Genomic DNA, 23,231 nt, shown 5'->3' on the forward strand with positions numbered 1-23,231 from the left:
TCCTAGGCAGAAACGGTGGAGAGGGCGTCGCGGTGCGCGGTGAAGCCGTTGCGGGCCACGTAGCGGCCCACGGGGCCGGGATCGTGGAAGCCCTCCCCGTCCAGCACCACGCGTCCGGCGGAGACGACGACGGCGGGCCAGCCGTTCAGCGCTTTCCCCTCGAACGGTGAGAAGTCGGTTCCCATGTGCAGGGCGCCGCCGTCGACCTTGCGTTCCTCGGCGGGGTCGAAGATCACGAGGTCGGCGTCGAAGCCTTCGGCGATGGTGCCCTTGCGGGGCACGGCGTTGATCCGGGCGGGGCCGGCGGAGAAGACTTCCACGAAGTCCTCCACGGAGCCGCCGGACTCGGTGACCAGGGCGGTGAAGGTTACGGGCATGCGGGTTTCGACGCCGGGCAGCCCGTGCGGCATGAAGCGGATGTCGTCCGTGCGTTCACGCTTCTGCGAGAGGTCGTAGCAGGAGTGGTCCGAGGAGACGGTGTGGATGGCCCCGGCCGCGAGGCGTTCCTTGAGGGCGGCTACGGTTTCCGGGGAGCGCATGGGCGGGCAGCAGGCGTACCACTCGGGAAACTCCGTGCCGTACACGGTGTCGTCCAGTGTGAGGTAATGCGGGCAGGTCTCCGAGTAGGCTTCCTGCCCGTCGGCGCGGGCCTCGGTGACGAGGTCCACGGCACCGGGGGTGGACTGGTGCACGAAGTAGACGGGGGCGCCGGTGTACTTGGCCAGGGCCAGGGTTTCCTTGACGGAGACTTCCTCGGCCAGCTCGGGGCGGGTGCGGTGCAGGTGCTCGATTGAGATGAGCCCGTCCGCGGCGTGCTGCTCGGTGCAGTCGGAGATGATGGCGTCGTGCTCGGCGTGGATGTAGGTGAGGCCGTCCAGGCGGACCATTTCCCGCATGACCTTCAGGATGGTGTCCCCGTCGGCCATGGTGGTGCCGCGGTTGGTGGTGTACATCTTCACGGAGCGCACGCCCTCGGCGGCGAGCTGCTCCAGCTGCCACGGCACGGTTTCGTCCCAGCTGATCACCGAGCCATGGAGCGCCACGTCGCAGCGGGATTCGGCGGCCAGGCGCTTCTTGTTGAGCACGGCATCCAGCGGGGTTTCCTGGGCGTCCCGCGGGATGCCGAAGTCGATGATGGTGGTGGTGCCGCCCCAGAGGGCCGCGGTGGAGGTGATGGCGAAGTCGTCCAGGGTGCGGAAGCGGCCGGTCACCTGGGCCACGTGGCAGTGGCCGTCGATGCCGCCGGGGATGACGAGCTTGCCGCGGGCATCGATGGTGCGGGCGGCCGCCGGGACGGGCAGGGCGGCGTCGACCAGTTCGGCGATGCGGCCGTCCTGCACCACGATGTGCGCGGCCTGGCGCGCCGGTGCACCGGACAGGCGGGAGTTCACCACGGTGCCGTGGGCGATGACGAGTTCGGGGACGAGGGACATCGGTGTCCTCCTACTTCTGTGAAACGGTGGCGGCAGACTGTGCAGTCGCAAGGGCGGCGTCGAGGTTTTCCGACAGGCCGGCGCGCTTCTTGACCGGCGGCGGCGCGAACGCACCCTGCCGGTGGAAGCCGGATTGCAACTCCACCACGGCCTCGGTCATCCGGATGCCGGCGGAAATGCCGTCCACCACGGGAACGGGGATCTGCCCCTCAAGGTCGCGGGCAAGTCCGGCGAGCGGCGCACCTGCCAGAATGACGACGTCGGCCCCGTCCTCTTCGACGGCCTGCCGGCTCAGTGCCAGGAGGGTGTCCTTGAAGTCGTGCTGCACGGAACCGATGCCGTGCAGGCTCTGCTTGATGGAGCGGATGGACGCGAGCCGGCCGCCGAGGCCGAAATGCTCCACGCAGTCCCGGTACCAGGCCGTGATGCGGTCCGAGATGGCGATGATCGAGAAGCGCTGGCCCTGCAGTGCCGCGGCGCAGAGGGCGGCTTCAGTGATGCCGATGACCGGGACATCCACGAGCTCCTTCAGCGCCGGCATGCCAGGATCGCCAAAGGCAGCGACCACCACACCGTCGACGGTGCTGCCTTCGGCACTGACGTATTCGGCGATCAGTTCGGCGACGGCGCCGGCCGCGATCAGCGATTCAAATCGGGTTTCGATGTACTCGACGCCGTGCGGAGCGGTGCGCACGATCAGTTCAGTGTTCGGGCCGGCTGAGCGCAGGGCCTCGGCCTCGATCAGTGCGGTGACGTCTTCGCTGATGTTCGGGTTGATGACCAGTAGTTTCATGTTCGTTTCCGTTGCAGGGTCAGTTCAGTGGCAGGGGAGTCTTCGGGGAACTGTTCGCGGTATTTGCCGATGTGCGACGCCGACTGGGCCGCGGCACGCTCGGGGTCGCCGCTGGCGATCGCGGCGTAGAGCTCGCGGTGTTCCTGGATCAGTTCGGGCAGGTCGCTGACGTGGCGGAAGAGCCAGTGCATGCGGCCCTGGAGGGGTTCCAGCGCCGAACGGAGGAAGTTGTTGTTGGCGATGGCCGTGATGGCGTCGTGGAATTCGCTGTTGGCCCGGTGCGCTTCGAGGACGGAGCCCTTGGCGAGGAAGCGTTCGGCGTCGTCCAGCAGCCCGGAGAGCCGCTTCAGGTCCTCCTCGCTGGCGCGGCCCGCAGCCAGCCGGCAGGCGAGCACTTCGAGGGATTCGCGGACGTCGAACAGGTCCTCCACATCCTTGGCGCTCAGTCCGGCCACCTCGGATCCGCGGGAGGCGCGGTCCCGGATGAGGCCTTCCTGGCGCAGCATGCGCAGGGCTTCCCGGATGGGCAGGCGCGAGACATTGAACTCGGCGGCCAGGTCGCGCTCCACCAGGCGGGTGCCGGGAGCGTAATGGCCTTCGAAGATCCGCGTGCGAAGGGTGTCGCGCACGGCCTCGCGGAGGGGGCGGTCCGAAGCGGGGGTTTCTTCTGCTGCCAGCATCATTGCTCCATTCGTGGGGTTTTTAGCGACTCTATGTCCTTGGCGGCATTCATCACCCGTCAGTCCGCTCTGTGCTGCTGGATGACCCTGTGAAAGTGGAGGAGCCGAAGGCCGGAGGGCTGAAGCGGCCGAACGCCTTTTCGAGGGCGCCGGCCACGGCGAGCACGTCGCGGTCGCGGTAGGGCCGGCCCACCACCTGGATGCCCACGGGAAGGCCTTCCTCGGACAGCCCGCACGGGACCACCGCCACGGGGAAGCCCAGGACGCTGATGGCCCGGCAGCAGGAGCCCAGTTCGGTCCACGGGATCTCCTTGCCTTCCACGGCGAAGCTCTGCTGCTGCGGATCCGACGCCGGGAGGCAGGCCACGGGCAGGAGCAGGATGGTGTGCTCTTCCATGTAGGCCAGCACCTCGGCCCGGATGGCGTCCCGTTCCGCGGCGGCCTTGCGGTATTCGACGACGGTGGCGGGCTCGCCCAGCAGCCCGTGCAGGTGGGCGCCGAGTTCGTCCTCGCGGCCGGCGGCGAGTTCCGCCACCTCCGGCATGCCCTCGGCGGTGCGCAGGCGGACGAACGCGGCCGCCGCCCGGTCCAGCCCAGGCGGGCGGCCGTGCGTGACGGGCACGCCCAGGCCCGCGAGGGCCTCCGCGGCCGAACGGAGCACGGACACCAGGTCTGCCCGCACCGGGTGCGTGCCCTCGTCCTCGAACCAGGCGGCACTGAGGCCGTCCAGGCTCTCCCGGGCCCCGCCCAGGGGAACCGGCACCGCGGAGGGGTCCACGCCGTCGGGCCCGGCCAGGATGCCGAGCAGCACGCCCAGGTCCGCAACACTGCGGGCCAGCCAGGCCACGCTGCCCAGGCGGTGCAGCGCGGACATCGAGTTCGGGGCCGGCAGGCCGCCGTCCGCCGGCGGGACGTAGGGCAGCAGCCCCGTTTCCGGGATGAGGCCCACAGTGGGGCGCAGGCTGCTGAGGCCCGTGCAGTGCGCGGGCCAGCGGATGGATCCGCCGAAGTCCGTGCCCAGGCCGAAGGTGCTCATCCCGGAGGCGACGGCGGCGCTGTCGCCTCCGGTGGAGCCGCCCGAGGTCAGCGTGGTGTCCCAGGGGTTCCAGGTGTCGCCGAACAGCGGGTTGCGGCTGTGGGTTTCCACCGCGAATTCCGAGCAGTTGGTCTTGCCGAGCAACACCGCACCTGCCTCCTGCAGGCGCCGGACCGCCGTCGCCGATTCCGCCGGGATGTAGTCCCCCAGAAGGGGGCTTCCCGCCGTCGAGCGCAAGCCCTTGACCGCCAGGGTGTCCTTCACGGTGAAGGGGACCCCGTGCAGGGGGCCAAGGAAACGGCCCTCCGCCGCGGCGGCGTCGGCGGCCTCGGCCTCCTCCCGCGCCCGCGGGTTGGGGGTGACGATGGCGTTCAGCCCGGGATTCGCCTCGGCGATCCGCGCCTGGTGCAGTTCCAGGCACTCGACGGCGGTCAGCCGGCGCTCCCGCAGGGCCGCGGCCCATTCGACCATCGAGAATCCGGTCAGCAGGGTGGCGTCCGCAGGAGGCAGGACGGTGTTGTTCATTGCAGGACTTTCTATCGGGTGGCCGCGGGGGCTTTGGCGCCGGCCTCGGTCATGGCGATCTTGGACGTTTCCTTGGCGATGAAGACGCAATAGACCATGAGCAGCAGGGTCGCCGAGAGGTAACCGGCCACCGAGAACCCGGAGGTGGTGAGCGCGATCAGCTGGATGGCGATCAGCGGGGCGAAACCGCCGCCGAACACGCCTGCCAGCTGGAAGCCCACGGCAGCACCGGTGTAGCGGACCTTGGTGGGGAACAGTTCAGGGATGAAGGACGCCACCGGGGCATACATCGCTGCCACGATCACCAGGCCGATGGCCGGGGCGATCAGCACCAGGAACGGTTCCTTCGAGTTCAGCATGGCGATGAAGACGAAGCTATAGATGATGCCGGCGATGGCGCCGCCGATCATGACCGGGCGGCGGCCCAGCTTGTCGCAGAGCGCACCAAACAGCGGGATGGCGATCATCTGCGCGACGGCGGAAATCGTGGAAGCGGCCAGCGCCAGGCTCTTGGGCAGGCCGAGGTGCTCGGTGCCGTAGACCAGGACGAACAGGGCGAAGATGTAGAACGCGATGTCGCTGCCGATGCGGGCGCCGACGGCAAGGGCCAGGGCCTTCTTGTAGTGCGCGAAGACGTAGAGGAGGGGAGCCTTGACCTCTTCCTGCTTCTTGGCTTCGGCCTTCTTCTCGGCTTCTTCGAAGACCGGGGACTCGGCGAGCTTCATGCGGATGTAGAGGCCGATTGCCACCAGCAGGAAGCTGATGAGGAACGGGATGCGCCAGCCCCAGGCCATGAAGGCGTCCTTCGCGAGGGTGGCGGTCAGGAGCGTGAAGATGCCGGTGGCGAGCAGCAGGCCGGTGGGGGCTGCGCTCTGGACGAGGCTGCCGAAGAAGCCGCGGCGGCCGCTCTTGTCCGATTCGGTGACCATGAGGGCGGCGCCGCCCCACTCTCCGCCGATGCCGATGCCCTGCAGGAAGCGCAGGCTGACCAGCAGGATGGGGGCCCAGATGCCGATGTTCTCGTAGGTGGGAAGGAGGCCGACGGCGGCGCTCGCCAGGCCCATGAGCAGCAGGGTGGTGACCAGGACGTTCTTGCGGCCGATCTTGTCGCCGAAGTGGCCGAAGACCGCGGCGCCGAGCGGGCGGACCACGTAGCCCACGGCGTAGGTGGACAGGGCCAGGATCAGGCCGATGGCGGGATCCGAACCGGGGAAGAACAGGACGGGGAAGACGATGGACGCTGCGGTGCTGTAGGCGAAGAAGTCGTAGTACTCGAGGGTGGTGCCTACGAAGCTTGCCGCGACGACCCTCTTCATTGAGTTCCCGCCGCCCTTCTTCGTGGCTGATGCGGAACTGGCTGATGCGGAACTGGCTGATGCGGAACCGGGGGTCTGCTTGCCTTGGGTTTGGGAATTGATCGACACTGGCCCTCCTGGGCGATGCGACTGGCTCATCGGATGAGCGATTACTTGCAAAAGGCGGTGGGCGAGGCGGTGGCTCTCGATGCCCTTACATGTGCTTCCGGGTGAACGGTCCGGAGGCGTTCGCGGTGAGGAGTTCATCCTCGAGGTGTCTGTTTGGGATCCCAAGTATGACGGTAAGTTCTGGCGGCTTCACTGTCAATGGTTTTGGGATCCCAAACTGTGGGGCTTGGTGAAGCAGCCCGGCTTAGACCGGGAGCCGCTTGCTGTAGTCGAGCGTCAGGACCGAGATGCCCATGATCACGGCGGATGCCACGAAGTAGAGCAGGGCCCAGGTGTAGCCGCCGGTGGCGCCCACGATGAAGCCGACGGCGATCGGCGTGACCATGCCGGCGATGTTGCCGCTAAGGTTCATCGCGCCGCCAAGGACGCCGGCGTTGGTGCGGCCGCCGAGCGTTGCGGGAACGGCCCAGAACAGGCCCACCCAGCGCAGGAAGAACAGCACCACGGAGAGCAGGATGACGGCGGTGATCGGGTCCGGGACCACGGTGACCCCCACCAGGCCGCCGACTACGACGACGCTGGAGATGCCCAGGAGGGTGCGCATGACCTTGTTGGCCGAAGCGCCGGATTCGCGCCACTTGTCGGCGATGGTGCCGCCCAGGATTTCGCCGATGAAGCCGGCGCCGAAGATCACGAACGTGGACCAGCCGATGGTCTTCAGGTCGAAGTGCTTGGCCTGGGAGAGGTAGAGCGGGCCCCAGGTGAGCAGTCCGTAGAACACGCCGTTGAAGCCCAGCCAGCCGAAGCACATGGCCCAGAAGGAGCGGAACTTCATGTAAGGGAGCAGTCCGCGGCGGGTGGTTGCGCCCTGGGCCGCGGCGGCCTCGTCCTCCGCGCGGTGGGACGCTTCGATGTACTCGGCCTCGGCGTCGTTTACGGCCTTGTGTTCGCGGGGGTTGTCGCGGACGTACCACCAGATGGCCAGGCCCAGCACCACGGTAAGGATGCCGGCGATGATGAAGGCCATGCGCCAGCCGCCGGCGGCGGCAATGAGCCAGGTGATGAGGATGCCTCCCACGCCCGCGCCCAGCGGTGCACCGGCGTCGAGAATGGTGGCGCCGCGGCCGCGCTCCTTGGAGTGCATCCAGAGCGCGTTGAGCTTGCCGCCGGCTGGCATGACACCGGCCTCGGTGACGCCGATGGCCATGCGGGCGATGAACATGCTCAGGAAGCCGCCGGCCATGCCGGACGCTGCCGTCGCGGCGCCCCAGCCGACGCAGGAGGCCGTGACCATCTTGCGGGGGCCGAAGCGGTCGATCAGCCAGCCGACAGGGACCTGCATGAGGGCGTAGGTCCAGAAGAACGCGGAGAGCAGTAGGCCGACCATCTCGGGCCCGAGGTTGAATTCCTTCTGGATGATGGGCAGCGCCACGGAAATGGAGCCGCGGTCGATGTAGTTGACCGCCACCAGCACCAGCAGCAGGAGGAAGAGCCTCCAGCGGACGTTGGTGCGGCGCTTGCCGGCCGGGCCGCTGGCCTGCGGGCGGGCGGCTTCCGTGGTGGTCGGGGAATTAGGGAGAGACACGCTTCTCCTTAGTTTTCGGGGGCTGGAAGGCGGAGGAGTTCCTTGGGGGATTCATGTTCGGGTGGACGGGGCCGGGCGCCGGAGGTTCGGCGGCGTCCGGGAGGCCTGGCCGTTTGAGGGATCCGTAACATGACTGCCACATTTGGGATCCCGGTTTGGGATCCCAAAATCAAAACTAGGTGTGAGCTGCCGCACTGTCAAGGGTTTCCTGTGGGCTGCCTCACGCAACCAAATGTGACCGAACGCGGCCGCAATCTGCGGTGGTCGCCGCACTTTCTTCCCCGGGAAGGAGCGTCACGCCGGTCCGCTGCGCCGGTGGGCCAGGGTCTCGGCCAGCTCCGCCAGGCGGTGCGCGCGGGCGGACTCGGCCGGGGTGAATGGCTCGCCCGGGCGCGAAAAGAGCAGCGGGCCGTGCCAGGCGGTGGGGATCTTCAGGGTAGTCCCGGTGGCCAGGACCGCACCGGAAAGCCCGACGCCGGAACCCGCCCCGGGTGCCTGCGCTTCGGGTCCGGGGGTTACCACCTGCGCTGACAGCAGCTCTGCGACAGCCAGCGCCAGTTCGTCCGGGTTGCCGGCCACGCGGGCAGCGATGCTCAATGCCTTGGTCTGCCCGTCTGCCATGGCCAGCGCGGTAGTTGGCCAGACGTGCGGGTCCCGGCCGCCGCCGTCGGCCAGTGCTTTGAGCAGATCTTGCTCCCCGAGGTGGCCGGGCGCGGAAAGGACGAATTCATCCAGCGCGCCGCCGTCCATCGGGTGCACGTGAATGCTCAGGATGTTGGTGTCCAGGCGGGCCAGTTCCTGGGTGAGCTTCTGCAGGGCGCCGGGCTGGTCCCGCACGATGGTGCGGGCGCGCCAGAGTGCCGGCGCCGAGTGGAGCCTGCGGCGGTGGCGGAGGGCCGGGGCGTGCAGCCAGCCGCGCAGCACCCGCGCGGCGGACGGTTCGGCCACCCAAATCACCAGGGCCGTGGCCGTGACGGTCAGCAGCAGCACCTTCGCCAGGTAGGGCAGATGGGTTTCCACCACCAGTGCATGGACCAGCAGTTCGATGGGAAGCATGGCTGCGATCTGGGCCACCGTGACCCGGGCCTTGGGGGCTTCGGGCATGCGGCCGCAGACCTCGCAGGAGAGCTCTGAGGCGGAGTGCGATTGCTGCTTGGCGTTCATGCCCCCATGTTCCCCGGCCGGTGTTTCGCCGCCGTTGCTGCCGGGTCACGAATGTGGGGCTAAAGAATGTCCCTGCAGGAACAAGTGCTAGTGCGTCAGGTCCTTGTCCCGGGAGGCGCGGTTCGCCGCGGCCAGCTCGCCAAGGAAGTCGCGGATTTCGACCAGCAGTTCAGTATCGGTGGGCTCGGGTGCGGCTTCCTCTTCATCCGTTCCGCCGCGCCGGTTCTTGACCATCGCGTTGAACTTGTTCATGGGCGCCACGAAGATGAAGTACACCACGCCGGCGGTGATCAGGAAGGTCACGAAGGCCGTGATGACGGCCCCGAAGTCCACGAAGGTGGCGGGGTTGTCCGGCCAGATCCGGAAGCCCAGGCCGCCCGCGTCCACGCCGCCGGCCGCGGCGATGACCGGGTTGACGATGTTCTTGGTGAATGCCGAGACGAGCGCGGTGAAGGCGGTGCCGACCACCACGGCGATGGCCAGTTCGATCACGTTGCCGCGCAGGATGAAGTCCTTGAATCCCTTGAGCATGAAGAGTCCTCCGGTGTTGATGGGTGTTTCCGCGCCGGCGCTGGACTCGGCTGCTGGATGCGGGCACGACGGCGTGCCGGGGCGCGGTCTGCGGCCTTCGCCGGCTTCCGCGCAAGAGGTACCAAAATATCATTTGGCGCTGATGAACTGCCTGATCCAGGCGATGGTTTCCGGATGGTCCAGGTGGAGGCCATGCCGGGCGCCCGGCACTTTCACAAGCGTGGACCGGCGGATCCCCCGGTGCAGCAGGACGGCGTCGGCCAGCGGGGTGAGGACGTCCTCCGTGCCGTGCAGGATGAGCGTAGGGGCATGGATGGTGCCTAGGGAATCCCAGGCATCGTGCGCGCGGCTTGCCTGGAAGTGCCGCGCTTTGGCCCACGCCGACGCCTTAGTCCCGAAGAAACTGCGCACCGCGTCGGGATGCTCCCGGGTCCACGCGGGGTCGAAGAACAGGGGCGCCATCAGCTCCGGGTCGCCGCTGAGCAGGATTTCGAAGGCGCGGGCGTCTACCTCGGCGCCGGACCGCCGTCCGCCGCTCGTGCCGGCCAGCACCAGGGCGCGGACCCGCTCAGGGTGGTCGATGGCGAGCCACTGGGCGATCCGGCCGCCCATCGAATGGCCGTACACATGCGCGGAGCCGACTCCCGCGGCATCAAGCACGGCAGCCGCGTCCGCGGCCAGCAGCCGTGTGGTGTAGCGTTCCGGGCGGCCCTTGCTGCTGCCTCCCACTCCGCGGTGGTCGTAGCGGATCACGCGGAAGTGGCCGGCGAGCGCGTCCGCCGTCGGCCCCCAGCCGGCCATGCCGGTGGTCTGGCCGGCGAGCAGCAGGAGGGGCTCGCCGTCGCCCGCTTCGCTCCACAGCAGTTCGGCGCCGTCCGGGGCAGGGGCAATCTTCACCCGGACACTCTAGCCCCGGCGGTACCGGACCCGCCGTGGCGCAGCACACGCCCTTGAACAGCACACGCCCTTGAACTGGCGGGAAAGCGCTCCTAGGGTCGGGGCATGCTGATGGTTGGTTCCATCGTCATCCGCGTGGACGACCTCGCGTCCCAGATCAGCTTCTGGACGGGCGCCCTGGACTACGTTCTGCGTGAGCCCCCGGAGGACGACTTCGCGCTGCTGCAGCCGCGCACCGGGCAGGGACCGAACGTCTCGCTCGACGCCGTTCCCTCCATGCGCGTGCTGCCTCCCCGGATCCACCTGGACCTGTACGCCGAGGACCAGGCCGCGGAGGTCCGGCGCCTAAAGGACCTGGGTGCGCGCGAGGTCCAGTGGAGCCGCAAACCTGCGGATGCCGACTACGTGATCATGGAAGACCCCGAAGGCAACCGCTTCTGCGTGGTGGACGCCGCGGGCTGGCCGGGCTGGGCGGGAATCCAAGCCACTTGATCGAACTGGCTATGTTTTTCCAGTCCACTTGGCGGCTACGGTGAACGCTGAACCCGGTCATGCACAGGAGGAAGCACCATGGTCAGCTACGAATTCTCACAGGTGGACGTTTTCGCGCCCGGTCCCAAGGCGGGCAACCCGGTGGCGGTGGTCCACGACGCCGACGGGCTCAGCAGCGAACAGATGCAGGCATTCGCCAACTGGACGAACCTTTCGGAAACAACGTTCCTGCTCAAGCCCGACCACCCCGACGCCGACTACAAGCTGCGGATCTTCACCCCGCGCGCCGAGCTGCCCTTTGCCGGGCACCCCACGCTCGGCTCGGCGCACGCCTGGCTGGAAAACGGCGGTGTTGCCCGCGGGGACCACCTGGTCCAGGAATGCGGGGCCGGCCTGGTGCCGCTGCGCCGCGTGGGAGCGGACCTTTCCTTCCAGGCCCCTCCACTGGTGCGGTCCGGTGAGCTTGAGCCGGAGGTCCTCGCCAAGGCGGTGGCGGCCCTGCGCATCGACCCCGAGCAGGTGCTCGGCAGCAACTGGATCGACAACGGCCCCGGCTGGCTCGGCATCCGCCTGCGCTCGGCCCGCGAAGTGCTGGAGGTGCGTCCCGATTACGCCGGGATGGGCGAACTCGCGGTCGCCGTCATCGGCGCCCATGACGCCCCCGACGGCGAAACCCCCGACGGCGGTGTTGTTGCTGGCGGCGACGGGGCCGGAGATGCTCCCGCAGACTTCGAGGTCCGCGCCTTTGTTCCGGGCCTGGACGTGAACGAAGACCCCGTGACCGGCAGCGCCAACGCAGGCCTGGCGCAGTGGCTCCTCGCCGAGGGAGTCACCGACGGGAACTACACGGCGCGGCAGGGAACGGCCCTCGGCCGCGGCGGGATCATCGAGGTCAGCAACGAGTCCGGATCCATCTGGGTGGGCGGGCGCAGCCGCAGCGTCATCAAGGGCAGCGTCAGCCTCTAGCCCGGGTTGCTAGTCTCGATTCATGTACTTGGGCGGGAGGAGGGAGCCATGACCTTGTTCACCGGGTTGAGCGCGTTCCCCCTCACTCCGCTTGCCGGTGACGCCGTGGACGGGGCCGCGTTCATCCGGCTGGTTGAACGGCTCGCCGCCGCGCAGGTGGACTCCATTACCGCGCTCGGTTCCACCGGCTCCTATGCGTACCTCGGCTTCGAGGAACGACGCCGGGTGGCCCGGCTCGCCGTCGAGCACGCCGGGGACACACCCGTGTTCGTCGGGGTCGGGGCGCTGCGGACGTCCCAGGTGCTGGCCAACGCAGAGGAGGCCGAACGCGCCGGGGCGTCCGGGATCCTGCTGGCCCCGATGACGTACCAGCCCCTCACCGACGATGACGTGTTCGAACTTTTCCGCACCGTCACCACAGGTACCTCCCTGCCCGTCATCGTCTACGACAACCCCGCAACCACGCACTTCACCTTCAGCGGCGAGCTCTACGGGCGCATCGCGGAACTGCCCGGTATCGCCTCGATCAAGATCCCCCCGGTGCCCGACGATCCGCAGCAGGCGCGGGCCAGGGTGCAGGAAATTCGCAATCGCATTCCTTCCCACGTGACCATCGGGGTGTCCGGCGACGCGAAGGCGGCGGCCGGCCTGGCCGCGGGCTGCGACGCCTGGTACTCGGTGATCGGCGGCACGCTGCCGGAACCGGCTCTGCGGATCACCCGGGCCGCGCAGGTCGGGCGTTTCGGGGAGGCGGCCGCCGAGTCGGAGCGGCTTGCGCCCCTGTGGCAGCTGTTCGCCGACTTCGGCGGCAGCCTCAGGGTTGTCGCGGCCATCGCGGAACAATTGGGCCTTGCACCTGAAGCATGCCTGCCGCTGCCGATCCAGGGGTTGACCGCGGAGCAGCGGGCCCGTGTGGCGGAGGTTGTCGAGGAGCTCGGGCTCGGGAGTCCTGGCATCGGGCATCGGGGCCCGTGATGGACGCGACCCCTGCGGAGCGAGCGCACGCCGGGTTCCACGGGGTATTTTTGGAGCAGGAATCCACCACCATGAAGGAGTGCCAGCATGCCGGACATCGTTGTCGTCGGAGTTGATGGAAGCGAAACCGCCACAAAGGCAGCGGAGACCGCCAGGAACCTTGCCGCGGCCCTTGGCGCGAAGCTGCATGTGGTTACTGCCTTCGAAGGCGACCGGGTGTCGCTGCATGGCGCCGGGAGCGAACGGGCCATCGTCTTCGGCGACCCCGGCCGCGAGGCCAAGGCGACGGCCAGCAAGGTTGCGGCCGGCCTGGACCAGGAAGGCGTCGAGATAGAGGCCTTCTCCGCCGTCGGCAACCCCGCCCAGGCCCTGATCGCCCACGCGGAAAACCACAATGCCAGCGTGATCGTGGTGGGGAACCGGCGGATGAAGGGCCTGGCCCGGGTACTGGGCAGCGTGGCCAACACCGTCGCCCACAAGGCCCCCTGCGACGTCTACATCGCCGACACCGTCGAGTAAGGCGCCCAGCCAGCGCCTCCCCGGGCGGGGTGCCTACGCCGTAAACGCGAGCTCTTCGGCCTTGACCTCATAGCGCAGGGCCTCGCCGCGGGCCGCCCGGTAGGCCTCGTCAATGGCGCTTGCGGCCAGGCGTTCCAGTTCGGTGCCGAGGGATCCGGCCACGTGCGGGGTGAGCAGCACGTTGGGGTTCGTGTAGAAGCCCGCGTCCGCCGGCAGCACCCAGGGGGTGGTGACGTCCAGCACCGCGAACACGTCGCCTTCCTCAAGCCGCCGCAGCAGCGCGTCCTGGTCCACGAGTTCGCCGCGGGAGGTGTTGATGAAGGTGGCGCCGGGGCGCAGGCGGGCGATCAGTCCGGCGTCGATCATGTTCCGGGTGGCGGGCAGCGACGGCGCGTGCAGTGACACGACGTCGGAGCTCGCCACGAGCTCTTCGAGCCCCATCAGTTCCACGCCGAGCGCGGCGGCCTGGTCCGGTGTGACGAACGGGTCGGCGAGGACCACTTCCAGTTCGTAGGGCTCGAGCAGGCGGATGACATGCCGGCCGATCTTGGAGGCGCCGATGATTCCCACGCGTTTGCCGTAGTTGCCCAGGTCCGGGAACAGCTTTTCGGGGTCGACGGCGGCCCGTGCCCGGTGCAGTTCGCGTCCGATCTGCAGCACCCGCTTGTTCGCCAGCAGGATCATGGCCAGGGTGTACTCTGCCACCGGGATCGCATTGGCGTCCGCTGCCGTGCTGACCTGAATGCCGCGTTCCCAGCATTCCGCGCCAACATGGTGCTTCAGGGAGCCGGCGGCGTGCAACACGTACCGCAGCCGCGGCGCGGCAGCTAGCACGGCGCCGTCGATCATCCGGCAGCCCCATCCGGTAAGCAGCACCTCGGTCTCCTCCAGCAGCCGCCTGGCCTCCGGGGTGGAGAAGTCGGTGATCGGGTCCGGGCTGAGCAGGCGCAGCGGCTCCGTCACGGTGGCGAGCCGCTGTGGCGGGAAGACCCGGCGCCCGACGCCGGGACCCATGGCCAGCGCGACGTTCAGCGGGCGGGCGGTCGCCTCGGCCGGACTCACTTGACGCTCCCTGCGGTGAGTCCGGACTTCCAGAAGCGCTGCAGCAGGATGAAGGCGACGAGCAGCGGGATCACCGAGAGCAGGGACCCGGTGATGACCATGGGGGTGAATTCGGGCTGCGGGACGGAGTAGCCCTGCCAGATGGAGATGCCCACGCTGACCGGCAGCAGTTGCTGGTCCTGGAGCATCACCAGGGGGAGCATGAAGTTGTTCCATACGCCAACGAACTGGAATAGGGCGATGGTAATGAAGCCGGGCATCATCATGGGCAGGCCCAGGGAAAAGAAGGAACGGACGGGTCCGGCACCGTCCACGCGGGCCGCTTCCAGCGTTTCATCCGGCACGTAGGAGGAGCTGTAGACCCGTGCCAGGTAGACGCCGAAGGGGTTGCAGAGCACCGGGATGAGGATGGCCCAGACGGTGTTGGTGATGCCGAAGACCGAGGCCAGCAGGTACATGGGCAGGACGGTGGCGGTGTTGGGGATGAGCACACCGAGCAGGACGAAGCCGAACCACGTTTTTTTGCCGCGGAACTGGAACTTGTCGAAGGCGTAGCCGGCCATGACCGAGATGAGTCCGCCGAGCACGGCCCCGAACGCCGCGTACAGCACGGAGTTGCCCATCCAGCGGAAGAAGATCCCGCCGTCCTGGCCGATCACCGCGGAAATGTTCTCGAAGAGGGCAAAACGCCCCAGCGAGTAGGCGCTGGTGCCGTAGAGATCGGCGGTGTCCTTGGTGGCGGCGAAGAAGAGCCACAGCACCGGAAGGACCATGTAGGCGCAGCCCAGGATGAGGAGGCCGTTGACGGTGAAGGCGCTGGCAAAGCCGCCCTCGCGGGACATGCGGTTGCGGCCCGGGCGCCTGCCGCCGTCGGGGTCCTTGCGCTGCCGTACGACGCCGGGAACGTGGCGGGGCGGGATGCTGACGGTTTCGGTGCTCATGACTTGTTCATCCTGGAACTGAGGCGGGTGACGGCCAGGGACAGCCCGGCGGCCAGGAGGGCGATGACGATGGACGCGGCGGCGGCCTGGTTCAGGTTGTGCCGGTTGAAGGCGGCGTCGTAGGCCCAGAGGTTGGGCACCCAGGTGGAGGTGACCGAGGCGGTGGCTTTGGCGATGATGGAGGGCTCCGTGAACAGCTGCAGGGTGCCGATGATGGTGAAGAGCATGATGACGCTCAGGGCGGGCAGGATGAGCGGGAATTTGATGCTCAGGGCTGTCCGGATTTCGCCGGCGCCGTCCACGCGGGCGGCTTCGAGGATTTCGCGGGGCACGGCCTGCAGCGCGGTGAAGAGGATGATGACGTTGTAGCCGGTCCATTCCCAGACGGCGATGTTCACGACCGAGGGCAGGACGAGGTGGGCGTCGAGGAAGTTGAGTTGGATGCCGCCGCTTTGGAGCGCCTGGACCAGGGGGCTGACGCCGGGGGTGTAGAGGTAGGCCCAGATGAGGGCGGCGATCACGCCCGGGACGGCGTGGGGCAGGAAGACGAGCAACTGGAAGAGTTTCCGTGCCCGCGCCGCTGTGGCGTCCAGCAGCAGGGCGAAGACGACGGCGCCGCCCACCATGGAGGGAATGTAGATCAGGCAGTACAGAGCCAGGCGCCCGAGGCCGCCGGTGAAGGTTTCGGACTGGAAAACCTGGAGGTAGTTCTCCAGCCCGACGAAGGAAGTCTTGGCTTCACCGAAGCCAAGACCGGATTTCTGCTGCGCGTAGAAGCTCAGCACCAGCGAGTACACCACGGGGGCGATTATGGCCAGGGCGAACACTGCGAAGAAGGGTGTGAGGAACAAGGCGGCGGTGCGGCCGCCGGTGCCGGACATGGTGCTTGTCTTTCTGGCCATGGGTATCTCCTGAGGGGTGGCGGCGCCGCGGAACGTGTCCCGCGGCGCCGCCGGGTGCTGTTGCAGGACGGCTATTCCTTGACGGACAGGCCGTTTTGCGTGAGTCCGGACAGGGTGGCTTCCGCGGAGCTGTCCAGTGCGGCGTCGATTTTTCCGCCGGTGGTCAGGGCCCCGAAGGAGTCCTTCAAGGCGGTGTTGGTGACGTCCCAGTTTGGGCCCCACTGCCAGCCGGGAAGGATGGTGGCGTAGGCCTTGTCGAAGACGGCGTAGATGTCGTTGCCGAAGTAGCCGGCGTCGAAGGCCTTCTGGGCTTCCTTGGTGAGGCCGGGGTAGGCGAGGTAGGCGGAACCGGTGTTGCCGCGGGCGGCGATGGCCTCGGGGCTCGTGGCAAGGAATTCGATAAACTTCGCGGCGGCCGCGGGGTTCTTGCTGCTCTTGGTGACGTTGAAGCTGGAGCCGCCGTAGAACGCGCCGGCCGGGGTGCCCCAGTTGGGGGCCTCGGCGGCGATCCACTTGCCCTTCTGGCCGCTGGCTTCGGTGCGCTTCTGGATGCCGGTGGCGCTCCAGTTGGCGCCGAGCACGCCCGCCAGGGTGCCGTTGGCGAGATCGGCGCTCCATTCATCGCTGAAGGCCTGTTCCACCTTGACGATCTTCTGGTCGATCATGCGCTGCCAGAAGTCGGAGACCTTCTTCGTGGCCTCGTCCCGCAGGCCCAGCTTCCAGCTGTCGCCCTCGGTGCCGAACCATTTGGCGCCGCCCTGCCATGCCAGCGCGGCCATCAGCGTGGGTTCGTTCGGATAGAAACTGGCCAGGTAGGACTTCGGTGCCACGGCCTTGAGTTTTCTGCCGGCGGTCTCGAATTCGGTCCAGGTCTTGGGGACCCCGACGCCGGCCCTGTCCAGCAGGTCCTTGCGATACCACATGACCATCGGGGCGGCGTCGTAGGGCAGTCCGTAGCTCTTGCCGTCGAACTGGACCAGGCCCCGGATCTGCTCATTGAGCTTGTCCACGGTGTTTGCCTTGTCGATGAACCCGTCCAGCGGCAGGACCTGCCCGTTACTGACGAACTGGGGCAGTTGCGCATATTCGATGGTGGAGACGTCCGGGCCGTTGCCCGCTGTGATGGCGGTGGAGAGCTTGGCGTAGCCGCCGTTGCCGCCGTTGGGGATGGTTTCGAACGTGACCTTGATCTTGTCCTGGCTGGCGTTGAACTTTTCGGCGACCTTGTCCATCCCGGCCAGGGAGGACCAGAAGGTGATTTCACCGCTGGCGTCGCCGGCGGGTGCGGGCGGGGTCGCGGCGGGTCCGGTGCCGCAGCCGGTCAGCAGCACCGCGCTGCTGAGGAGGCCGGCCGCGCCTGCCAGGAACCGGCGGCGGAGGAGGGGGTGTCGCTTCATTGTGTTCTCCCTTGAAGTCATGATGCGGAGGAATGCACACCATGAAATCCACAAAAGTGAACAGACTCAACGAAATGAACACAAGTGAACGCCGCCCGTCCCGGCGATGGTCAGACCCGGCTGGACTCCCGCACCACGAGCGCGGGCGAGAGGCTGACCCGTTGCAGCGCGCCCGTCCCGCCGCGGCGCCCGCCGATCCTGTTCAGGCACATCACCAGCGCCTGGTAGCCGACATCGAACTTCGGCGGTGCCACGGCACTGAGCGGGACGGCACCCAGGGCGGCGATTTCGTCGTCGTACGCCACGATCGCGAAGTCCTCCGGCACCCTGATCCGGCGCTCCTGGCAGGCGTTGGTGAACTGCAGGGCATCTTCATCCGTGTGGATGATCGCAGCGGTCACGCCCTCGGCGGCGTAGCGGTCCAGCAGCGACTCCACCACTGCGCGGTGCCCGGCAGGATCAGTCCGTGGCCGGGCCAGCGGATGCACCAGGGATTCATCGTGCGGCATGCCCGCGCGGCGAAGTGCAAGGTGGTAGCCCTCCACCACCGGGGCCGCGGTGGGGCTGCCTTCACGGATGCAGAGCGCCACCTTCCGGTGCCCGAGCGACAGCAGGTGGTTCACGGCAATCTCCGCCCCTCGGACGTGGTCGCTGCGCACGGACTCAAGCTCGCCGTCGTCGAGTGCGTCCTCGATGGACCGCTCGACCACCACCACCGGTACCCCGGCGCCGGCCAGCAGCGCGAGGGTGTCCGTGCCGCCCAGCGCGGCTTCGCTGGGGGTGACGAGGATGCCGTCGACGCCGTTGTCCAGCAGGCGGCGCAGCTGGCGCTGTTCTTCCTGCACCGAGTAGTTGGAGACGCCGAGCACCAGCCTGACGCCTGCCTCCTGCGCGGCCGCTTCGGCGCCGCGGATCACCCCGGGGAAGTAGTAGGACGCAGACGGGACCACCATGCCGATGGTCGCCAGGGGGAGGCGGCGGGGACCGGACGCCTTGCTGTTGCGCTGGGGCCCCGGCGCGCTGGAGGGAGCGGCGACCGCGCCGCCGTGCACGCGGACCAGCAGGCCCTGATCGGCAAGCACTGCCAGGTCGCGGCGGACTGTCATCCCGGAAATCCCGGCCTTGGCCGCGAACGCGGCGGCGTTGAGGGAACCGCGCATGGCCAGTTCGCGCAGGATGAGCTCTTTTCGGTCCTCGGGGAGCATGGGTCCGTCCTGTGTTCAGTATTGTTCACTTCAGTCATGATGAACTAGACCGGACATATGGTGTCGAGTCAAGATGACTGCACACGACCCGCCCCAGCACCGCTCCTTCGCCATGCCGGAACCGGACTTCGCGCTCAGCCCGATCACCGGCTGGACCCGGGCGCACTGGCTCGCCTTCGCCGACCAGCAGCTCCTCGCTGCCCGCCGCCATTTCACTCCGGGCAGGGCACTCATCCGGCTGCCTGGCCGGCCGTCCTGGTCGGGAGAATTGTCCGACGGGCTGGAAGGCTTCGCCCGGACCTTCATGCTCGCCGCCTTCCGGGTGGCCGGCGAACAGGGCGACGATCCGCACGGTCACCTTGTCTTCTACCGGGCCGGGTTGTTGGAGGGGACACGGCCGGATAGCGGTGAGTCCTGGCCGCCGATCGTTGACCGGAGCCAGCCGATCGTGGAGGCGGCCTCCGTGGCGCTGGGTCTCCAGCTGACCAAGCCGTGGCTGTGGGACACACTCACGGAAGGGGAACAGCGGCAGGTGGCTGCATGGCTCCAGGGCTCGTCAAGGAGCGAGGCGTGGGACAACAACTGGGTGCTCTTCCAGGTGCTGGTCGCCGAGTTCCTGGCAGGCGCGGGCTTCGAACACAACGCGGCGCAGATCAAGCACGGGCTGTCCCGACTGGAGGACTGGTACGAAGGCGGCGGCTGGTACCGCGACGGCGACAACCACGGCACCGGCGACTTCTTTGACTACTACTGCGGCTGGGCCCTGCATTTGTACCCGGTGCTCTGGGCGGGCGTCGCTTCCGGCCGGGATCCGGAAGCCGAAGCGCTGGGGGAACGGTATGCCGGGAGACTGGCCGAGTTCCTGGCGGACCACGCGCTGTTCTTCGGCGGGCACGGGTCCCCTGTGTTCCAGGGGCGTTCGCTGATTTACCGCCATGCCGCCGTCGCGCCGCTGTTCCTGGGGTTCCTCGGAGCGTCATCCGGAAGCGGCCCGCTGACGCCCGGCCAAACCCGGCGGATCGCCAGCGGTGCGGCGAAGTTCTTCCGGGAGGGCGGCTCCTACCCGGACGGCCTGCCCACTCTCGGCTGGCGGGATGCCTTCGAGCCCATGGTGCAGTCCTACTCCGGTCCGGCTTCGCCCTTTTGGACGTCCAAGGCGTTCGTGGGCCTGCTGCTGCCGGCCACGCATCCGGTGTGGACCGCCGTCGAGGAGCCCGCCCCCGTGGAGGCCGCCGACCACCTCCGGCACGCCGCCGCGCCGAACTACCTGCTGCACAGCACCGCGTCGGACGGAATAGCACGCGTCCTCAACCACGGCAGCGACAAGTACTACGCCCCCGGCCCCGACGACCCGCATTACCGCCGGCTCGCCTACTCCAGCCACACGGCTCCGATGTTCAGCGGTGATCCCGTGGACAACCACTTCGCTGTGCTGAATTCCTTGGGAGTGTCCAGCCGCCGCTCCCGCATCCTCCGGCTCGAGGCCGGGCCGCTACAGGCGGCGAGCTGGCACCGGCCGGTGTGGTCCGACGTCGAGGACCAGGCGGAATCACCGTGGCGCGTGGCGAGCGGGACCACCGCGCGCGGCGGGTATGAACTCCGCGTGCACCTTGTGGAGCGCGACGGCACTGCCCCGGCCGGCACGGCCCGCGAGGGCGGCTACGCGCTGGCCGGCTCTGTTCCGCCGGTTGCCTCTGTTCCTTCGCTGGCCGCTGGCGCGGTCCTTAGCGCCGACCTGCTCCATGCCGCGATCTGGCCCGTGCACGGCTACTCCGGTGTGGACACCTTCACGGCGGAGGGCGCCTCGCCACTGGGCCAGCATGCGGCATGCGGTGTGCTGGAAGGTGCCGTGAACGGGAACCGCAGCGTGTTCGCCTCGCTCGTGTACCTCGGCGGAACCGTCCCCGAATTGCGGCCCGGCCGCCTCGAGCTGAACGACGACGGCGCGCGGCTCTCGGCGTCGCTGGTCCTGGCGGGCCCGGACGGCGGAGTTGCGGACACGCTTGAGCTGGAGTTCAGCACGCCCGCCTGACGCTCCTTCCCACTTGCCCGGCAATCCACGGCCGGGGAACCAAAGAGTTCCGCGGATTTCCGGGCCTCGGGAGGGGTGCCTTCCAAAGCAAGCGGGAAGGAACGTCGCGAGCGCCCCGGTCACAATCCGCTGCCAGCCACGTTGATGTGAGCGGGGCGGGCAGCGCGGCTTACTCTGCTCGGTGATACACCCCAACGCACCCTGAAGAGCCACCAATGACGCTTGACTCTGCCTTTTCCCGTGCGGGCCTCTCCGGCCCCGCCCGGTCCCCTGGCACCGCACCCCGCCGGGAGCGCGGGTTCGCGGGAACCGCAGCCGGGGCCCTGGGGGTTGCCGCGGTGTTCGGCGGATTCGCGCTGGCGTTGGAATTCCTCGCCGGACATTCGCCGCGCCTCGGTCCGGTCTCCGAAGGCTGGGCCGCCGCCGTCCCGCACGATGCGTTCGCCGCACTCCGCTGGTTCCTGGGCGACATGAGCGAACCGCAGTTCTACAAGTCCGAGCTCGCCTCGCTCGGTCTGCTCGCCGGAGCCGGACTCGCCTGGTGGGCCGGCCGCCGTCGGAAGCGCTGGGCGGGAGCGCCCCTCGTATACGGGACCGGCTTGTGGCCCTGGCTCCTTGCATCCACGGCGCTGGGTCTGCTGCTGTCCAACCTCGCCTTCGGCCGGATGCTCGACGCCGGGTGGCAGCCGACGTTCGTGCCGTTCGTGTCCGTGGCCCCCGCCGTGGTGTTGGTGTACGGACCCGGCTGGAAAACGTGCCTGAGCGGCGCCGTGTTGGGGGCGCTGACGACGACGCCGCTGGCCTTGCTGCTGATTTCCACGGTCTCTGCGCCCCTGGGCCTGCCCGCCGTGGTGGCCTGCGTCGTCGCCATGGCGCTCGCCATGGTCCTGACGTTCGCGATCGCGCGGAAGCTACCTTGGCTGGTCCTCCCGGCTGAGCCGTTCCAGGAGGAGCTCACGGAAGTCCGGCAGCCGCCGTCGTCGGTTCCGAGCGTCAGGTGCGACGCCCGCTGGGCCGCCCGCCGGGTCCTGCAGGACTTCAGTGAGGCGCCCTTCTTCGCCAACGAACTCGCCAGCCTGGGCCTGCTTCTGGGCGTCGCTGCGGCGTTCGTCCTCAACCCCGCCCTGCCTGCCTACGGTTCGGAGCTGTTGCCGCAGATCCTGTTCGCGCAGGCGTTGAGCTCGGCCATCGGCGTGGTTCTCTGGCGGGCCTGGTACCGCGACGGCGGCTGGGCGGCGACGTACGCGTCCGTGGTCTCCGTGGCGCCGGTCGCGGTACTCACGACCGAAGGTTCCTGGACGGGGATCGTGGGCGGGGCCGTGCTGGGGGCGGTCCTCGCGCCGCCCGTGGCCCGGGCCGTAGCCGCCCGGCTGCCCAAGGATTTTCACCCATCCATCGGCAACACCGTGGCCATGGCGGTGGCGACTGCGGTCAGCCTGCCGGTTCTCGGACTGCTTCCGGGATAGCGGGCGCCGTGGCGCGGGGGATGAGCACCAGGCCGGCCACCGCGAGGACCGCAGCTCCGGCGAAGACGTAGAACCCTGCCGGGTAGGCGGCGCCGGTGGCCACCAGGGTGCCGGTGACGGCCGGGCCCACGATCGCGCCCAGCCTGCCGACGCCGGCCGCGAAGCCGAGCGCCGTGCCACGGAGGCGGGCCGGGAACAGCTGGCCCACCCAGGCGTAGACCAGCACCTGGGAGCTGAAGACGAACACGCCGTTGACGAAGACGGCCGCGTTCAGCAGGAACTCGTTCGGGATCTTGATGCTTAGGCCACCCAGCAGCATTGCCGACAGGCCGAACCACAGCAGCACGACCCGCCGCGTGCCGTGCCGGTCGGCCAGGACGCCGGCCAGCACCAGTCCGGCCACCGCGCCGACATTCAGCACCAGCAGCAGCGTCAGCCCGGTGCTCACGGGATAACCCGCGGCTGCCATCAACTGCGGCAACCAGGTGTTCAGGCCGTAGACCAGCAGCAGGCCCATGAAGGAGGCGATCGCCACGCCCAGCGCCACCAGCGGGTAGGGCCGCTCGAGCAGCTCCCGGAAACCGGTTCCGGACCGCTTTGCGGAATGCCCGACGGCGGAACCCGCCTCGACGGATGCGCCCGGCTTTGCGGGAGCGACCTTGATGGCCACCCCGTGCAGGGACTCGGGCAGCTTCGCCCAGAGGAACGGCAGCAGAACCAGGCCGGCAGCGCCGCCGATGATGAACATGAGCCTCCAGTTGGGGATCACCAGGATGGCCAGGAAAGCGGTGGCCACGGCGCCCACGTGGTAGCCGGTCATGGTGCGGGTGGTGGACTTGCCGCCGGAACCGGCCGGGGCGTAGTCGTTCATGTAGGCCAGGGCGGCGGGCAGGCAGGCGCCCAGGCCCACGCCGGCCAGCAGGCGCAGGATCGAGAAGGTGGCCACGTCGGGGGCGAAGGCGATGGCCAAGGTGAAGACGGAGAACCCCGCGACGCAGGCGATGAGCAGTTTCCGCCGGCCGAATTTGTCCGAGAGCGGGGCGATGAACAGAGCGCCCAGACCCACGCCCACCAGGGAAATGGTGGCTGCGAAGGTTGCGGCGACGGCATTGAATCCGAGATCGCCGGTTTTGATGAGGGTGGGGATGACGGTGCCGAGCACCACCAGGTCGAAGCCGTCCAGGACCATGGCTAGCCAGCAAAGCC

At 68.5% G+C, this 23,231-nt stretch carries 21 protein-coding genes; 6 read left to right on the forward strand and 15 right to left on the reverse strand.

Features of this window, described 5'->3' with window-relative positions; genetic code table 11:
• Window positions 1-2: 2 nt before the first annotated feature.
• From BLP88_RS09970 to BLP88_RS10010, 9 genes are all read right to left on the reverse strand, one after another.
• A complete protein-coding gene (locus tag BLP88_RS09970; RefSeq protein ID WP_074588866.1) occupies window positions 3-1,433 on the reverse strand; it encodes an amidohydrolase family protein in 1,431 nt (476 codons plus the stop codon).
• A 10-nt stretch (window positions 1,434-1,443) separates the two neighbouring features.
• Window positions 1,444-2,226 carry an aspartate/glutamate racemase family protein gene (locus BLP88_RS09975; RefSeq protein ID WP_074588867.1) on the reverse strand — a complete coding sequence of 261 codons (783 nt, stop codon included), beginning with the start codon at window positions 2,224-2,226 and terminating at the stop codon, window positions 1,444-1,446.
• The gene (locus tag BLP88_RS09980; protein WP_245679829.1) at window positions 2,223-2,909 is read right to left on the reverse strand and encodes a GntR family transcriptional regulator; all 687 of its coding nucleotides are present in this window, start codon (window positions 2,907-2,909) and stop codon (window positions 2,223-2,225) included. The genes BLP88_RS09975 and BLP88_RS09980 overlap by 4 nt, the downstream gene beginning before the upstream one ends.
• A 49-nt stretch (window positions 2,910-2,958) precedes the next feature.
• Window positions 2,959-4,467 (reverse strand): amidase, encoded by a 1,509-nt coding sequence (locus BLP88_RS09985; RefSeq protein WP_074588869.1) that lies wholly within the window; start codon window positions 4,465-4,467, stop codon window positions 2,959-2,961.
• 11 nt (window positions 4,468-4,478) lie between these two features.
• Window positions 4,479-5,783 carry an MFS transporter gene (locus tag BLP88_RS09990; RefSeq protein WP_074589023.1) on the reverse strand — a complete coding sequence of 435 codons (1,305 nt, stop codon included), beginning with the start codon at window positions 5,781-5,783 and terminating at the stop codon, window positions 4,479-4,481.
• 352 nt (window positions 5,784-6,135) lie between these two features.
• A complete protein-coding gene (locus tag BLP88_RS09995; protein ID WP_074588870.1) occupies window positions 6,136-7,476 on the reverse strand; it encodes an MFS transporter in 1,341 nt (446 codons plus the stop codon).
• A 294-nt stretch (window positions 7,477-7,770) separates the two neighbouring features.
• The gene (locus BLP88_RS10000; RefSeq protein WP_074588871.1) at window positions 7,771-8,640 is read right to left on the reverse strand and encodes an ACT domain-containing protein; all 870 of its coding nucleotides are present in this window, start codon (window positions 8,638-8,640) and stop codon (window positions 7,771-7,773) included.
• Between the two features lie 87 nt (window positions 8,641-8,727).
• Window positions 8,728-9,171, reverse strand: coding sequence for a large conductance mechanosensitive channel protein MscL (gene mscL / locus BLP88_RS10005; protein ID WP_074588873.1), 444 nt, complete (start codon window positions 9,169-9,171; stop codon window positions 8,728-8,730).
• A 129-nt stretch (window positions 9,172-9,300) separates the two neighbouring features.
• A complete protein-coding gene (locus BLP88_RS10010; protein WP_074588874.1) occupies window positions 9,301-10,068 on the reverse strand; it encodes an alpha/beta fold hydrolase in 768 nt (255 codons plus the stop codon).
• Between the two features lie 105 nt (window positions 10,069-10,173).
• Between BLP88_RS10010 and BLP88_RS10015 the strand changes: the two genes are divergently transcribed.
• The 4 genes from BLP88_RS10015 to BLP88_RS10030 all read left to right on the forward strand — a co-directional run bounded on the left by BLP88_RS10015 (window position 10,174) and on the right by BLP88_RS10030 (window position 13,020).
• Entirely contained in the window at window positions 10,174-10,560 is a 387-nt protein-coding gene (locus tag BLP88_RS10015; RefSeq protein ID WP_074588875.1) for a VOC family protein, read from the forward strand.
• Window positions 10,561-10,638: 78 nt separating this feature from the next.
• Window positions 10,639-11,526: a PhzF family phenazine biosynthesis protein gene (locus tag BLP88_RS10020; RefSeq protein WP_074588877.1), complete on the forward strand. Its 888-nt coding sequence runs from the start codon at window positions 10,639-10,641 to the stop codon at window positions 11,524-11,526.
• 54 nt (window positions 11,527-11,580) lie between these two features.
• Window positions 11,581-12,501, forward strand: coding sequence for a dihydrodipicolinate synthase family protein (locus BLP88_RS10025; protein ID WP_217635145.1), 921 nt, complete (start codon window positions 11,581-11,583; stop codon window positions 12,499-12,501).
• Window positions 12,502-12,588: 87 nt separating this feature from the next.
• Window positions 12,589-13,020 (forward strand): universal stress protein, encoded by a 432-nt coding sequence (locus tag BLP88_RS10030; RefSeq protein ID WP_074588879.1) that lies wholly within the window; start codon window positions 12,589-12,591, stop codon window positions 13,018-13,020.
• A 33-nt stretch (window positions 13,021-13,053) separates the two neighbouring features.
• On the opposite strand, the gene BLP88_RS10035 is transcribed toward BLP88_RS10030, so the two are convergent.
• From BLP88_RS10035 to BLP88_RS10055, 5 genes are all read right to left on the reverse strand, one after another.
• Window positions 13,054-14,082 (reverse strand): hydroxyacid dehydrogenase, encoded by a 1,029-nt coding sequence (locus tag BLP88_RS10035; protein ID WP_245679830.1) that lies wholly within the window; start codon window positions 14,080-14,082, stop codon window positions 13,054-13,056.
• Window positions 14,079-15,023 (reverse strand): carbohydrate ABC transporter permease, encoded by a 945-nt coding sequence (locus BLP88_RS10040; protein WP_084111047.1) that lies wholly within the window; start codon window positions 15,021-15,023, stop codon window positions 14,079-14,081. The genes BLP88_RS10035 and BLP88_RS10040 overlap by 4 nt, the downstream gene beginning before the upstream one ends.
• The gene (locus BLP88_RS10045; protein WP_074588880.1) at window positions 15,020-15,925 is read right to left on the reverse strand and encodes a carbohydrate ABC transporter permease; all 906 of its coding nucleotides are present in this window, start codon (window positions 15,923-15,925) and stop codon (window positions 15,020-15,022) included. Before BLP88_RS10045 ends, BLP88_RS10040 begins: the two co-directional genes overlap by 4 nt.
• A gap of 71 nt (window positions 15,926-15,996) precedes the next feature.
• Window positions 15,997-17,322, reverse strand: coding sequence for an ABC transporter substrate-binding protein (locus tag BLP88_RS10050; RefSeq protein WP_074588882.1), 1,326 nt, complete (start codon window positions 17,320-17,322; stop codon window positions 15,997-15,999).
• 110 nt (window positions 17,323-17,432) lie between these two features.
• The gene (locus BLP88_RS10055; RefSeq protein WP_074588883.1) at window positions 17,433-18,527 is read right to left on the reverse strand and encodes a substrate-binding domain-containing protein; all 1,095 of its coding nucleotides are present in this window, start codon (window positions 18,525-18,527) and stop codon (window positions 17,433-17,435) included.
• A gap of 73 nt (window positions 18,528-18,600) precedes the next feature.
• On the opposite strand from BLP88_RS10055, the gene BLP88_RS10060 reads away from it, so the two are divergent.
• Both BLP88_RS10060 and BLP88_RS10065 read left to right on the forward strand, forming a co-directional pair.
• Window positions 18,601-20,559, forward strand: coding sequence for a DUF2264 domain-containing protein (locus BLP88_RS10060; RefSeq protein WP_074588885.1), 1,959 nt, complete (start codon window positions 18,601-18,603; stop codon window positions 20,557-20,559).
• A gap of 215 nt (window positions 20,560-20,774) precedes the next feature.
• A complete protein-coding gene (locus BLP88_RS10065) occupies window positions 20,775-22,025 on the forward strand; it encodes a hypothetical protein (protein ID WP_139163353.1) in 1,251 nt (416 codons plus the stop codon).
• On the opposite strand, the gene BLP88_RS10070 is transcribed toward BLP88_RS10065, so the two are convergent.
• On the reverse strand, window positions 21,991-23,214 hold the full coding sequence (locus tag BLP88_RS10070) for an MFS transporter (RefSeq protein ID WP_373366889.1): 1,224 nt from the start codon (window positions 23,212-23,214) through the stop codon (window positions 21,991-21,993). The genes BLP88_RS10065 and BLP88_RS10070 overlap by 35 nt on opposite strands.
• Between the last annotated feature and the right edge of the window lie 17 nt (window positions 23,215-23,231).

The sequence above is a fragment of the Arthrobacter cupressi genome (assembly GCF_900099975.1).
GTDB classification, from domain to species: domain Bacteria; phylum Actinomycetota; class Actinomycetes; order Actinomycetales; family Micrococcaceae; genus Arthrobacter; species Arthrobacter cupressi.

What these genes read in the sequence shown, in the direction of transcription:
- BLP88_RS09970 (WP_074588866.1), bottom strand. Translation starts at nt 1,433, where the DNA reads ATGTCCCTCGTCCCCGAACTCGTCATCGCCCACGGCACCGTGGTGAAC.
- BLP88_RS09975 (WP_074588867.1), bottom strand. Translation starts at nt 2,226, where the DNA reads ATGAAACTACTGGTCATCAACCCGAACATCAGCGAAGACGTCACCGCA.
- BLP88_RS09980 (WP_245679829.1), bottom strand. Translation starts at nt 2,909, where the DNA reads ATGATGCTGGCAGCAGAAGAAACCCCCGCTTCGGACCGCCCCCTCCGC.
- BLP88_RS09985 (WP_074588869.1), bottom strand. Translation starts at nt 4,467, where the DNA reads ATGAACAACACCGTCCTGCCTCCTGCGGACGCCACCCTGCTGACCGGA.
- BLP88_RS09990 (WP_074589023.1), bottom strand. Translation starts at nt 5,783, where the DNA reads ATGAAGAGGGTCGTCGCGGCAAGCTTCGTAGGCACCACCCTCGAGTAC.
- BLP88_RS10000 (WP_074588871.1), bottom strand. Translation starts at nt 8,640, where the DNA reads ATGAACGCCAAGCAGCAATCGCACTCCGCCTCAGAGCTCTCCTGCGAG.
- mscL (WP_074588873.1), bottom strand. Translation starts at nt 9,171, where the DNA reads ATGCTCAAGGGATTCAAGGACTTCATCCTGCGCGGCAACGTGATCGAA.
- BLP88_RS10015 (WP_074588875.1), top strand. Translation starts at nt 10,174, where the DNA reads ATGCTGATGGTTGGTTCCATCGTCATCCGCGTGGACGACCTCGCGTCC.
- BLP88_RS10020 (WP_074588877.1), top strand. Translation starts at nt 10,639, where the DNA reads ATGGTCAGCTACGAATTCTCACAGGTGGACGTTTTCGCGCCCGGTCCC.
- BLP88_RS10030 (WP_074588879.1), top strand. Translation starts at nt 12,589, where the DNA reads ATGCCGGACATCGTTGTCGTCGGAGTTGATGGAAGCGAAACCGCCACA.
- BLP88_RS10040 (WP_084111047.1), bottom strand. Translation starts at nt 15,023, where the DNA reads ATGAGCACCGAAACCGTCAGCATCCCGCCCCGCCACGTTCCCGGCGTC.
- BLP88_RS10045 (WP_074588880.1), bottom strand. Translation starts at nt 15,925, where the DNA reads ATGGCCAGAAAGACAAGCACCATGTCCGGCACCGGCGGCCGCACCGCC.
- BLP88_RS10050 (WP_074588882.1), bottom strand. Translation starts at nt 17,322, where the DNA reads ATGAAGCGACACCCCCTCCTCCGCCGCCGGTTCCTGGCAGGCGCGGCC.
- BLP88_RS10055 (WP_074588883.1), bottom strand. Translation starts at nt 18,527, where the DNA reads ATGCTCCCCGAGGACCGAAAAGAGCTCATCCTGCGCGAACTGGCCATG.
- BLP88_RS10060 (WP_074588885.1), top strand. Translation starts at nt 18,601, where the DNA reads ATGACTGCACACGACCCGCCCCAGCACCGCTCCTTCGCCATGCCGGAA.
- BLP88_RS10065 (WP_139163353.1), top strand. Translation starts at nt 20,775, where the DNA reads ATGACGCTTGACTCTGCCTTTTCCCGTGCGGGCCTCTCCGGCCCCGCC.
- BLP88_RS10070 (WP_373366889.1), bottom strand. Translation starts at nt 23,214, where the DNA reads ATGGTCCTGGACGGCTTCGACCTGGTGGTGCTCGGCACCGTCATCCCC.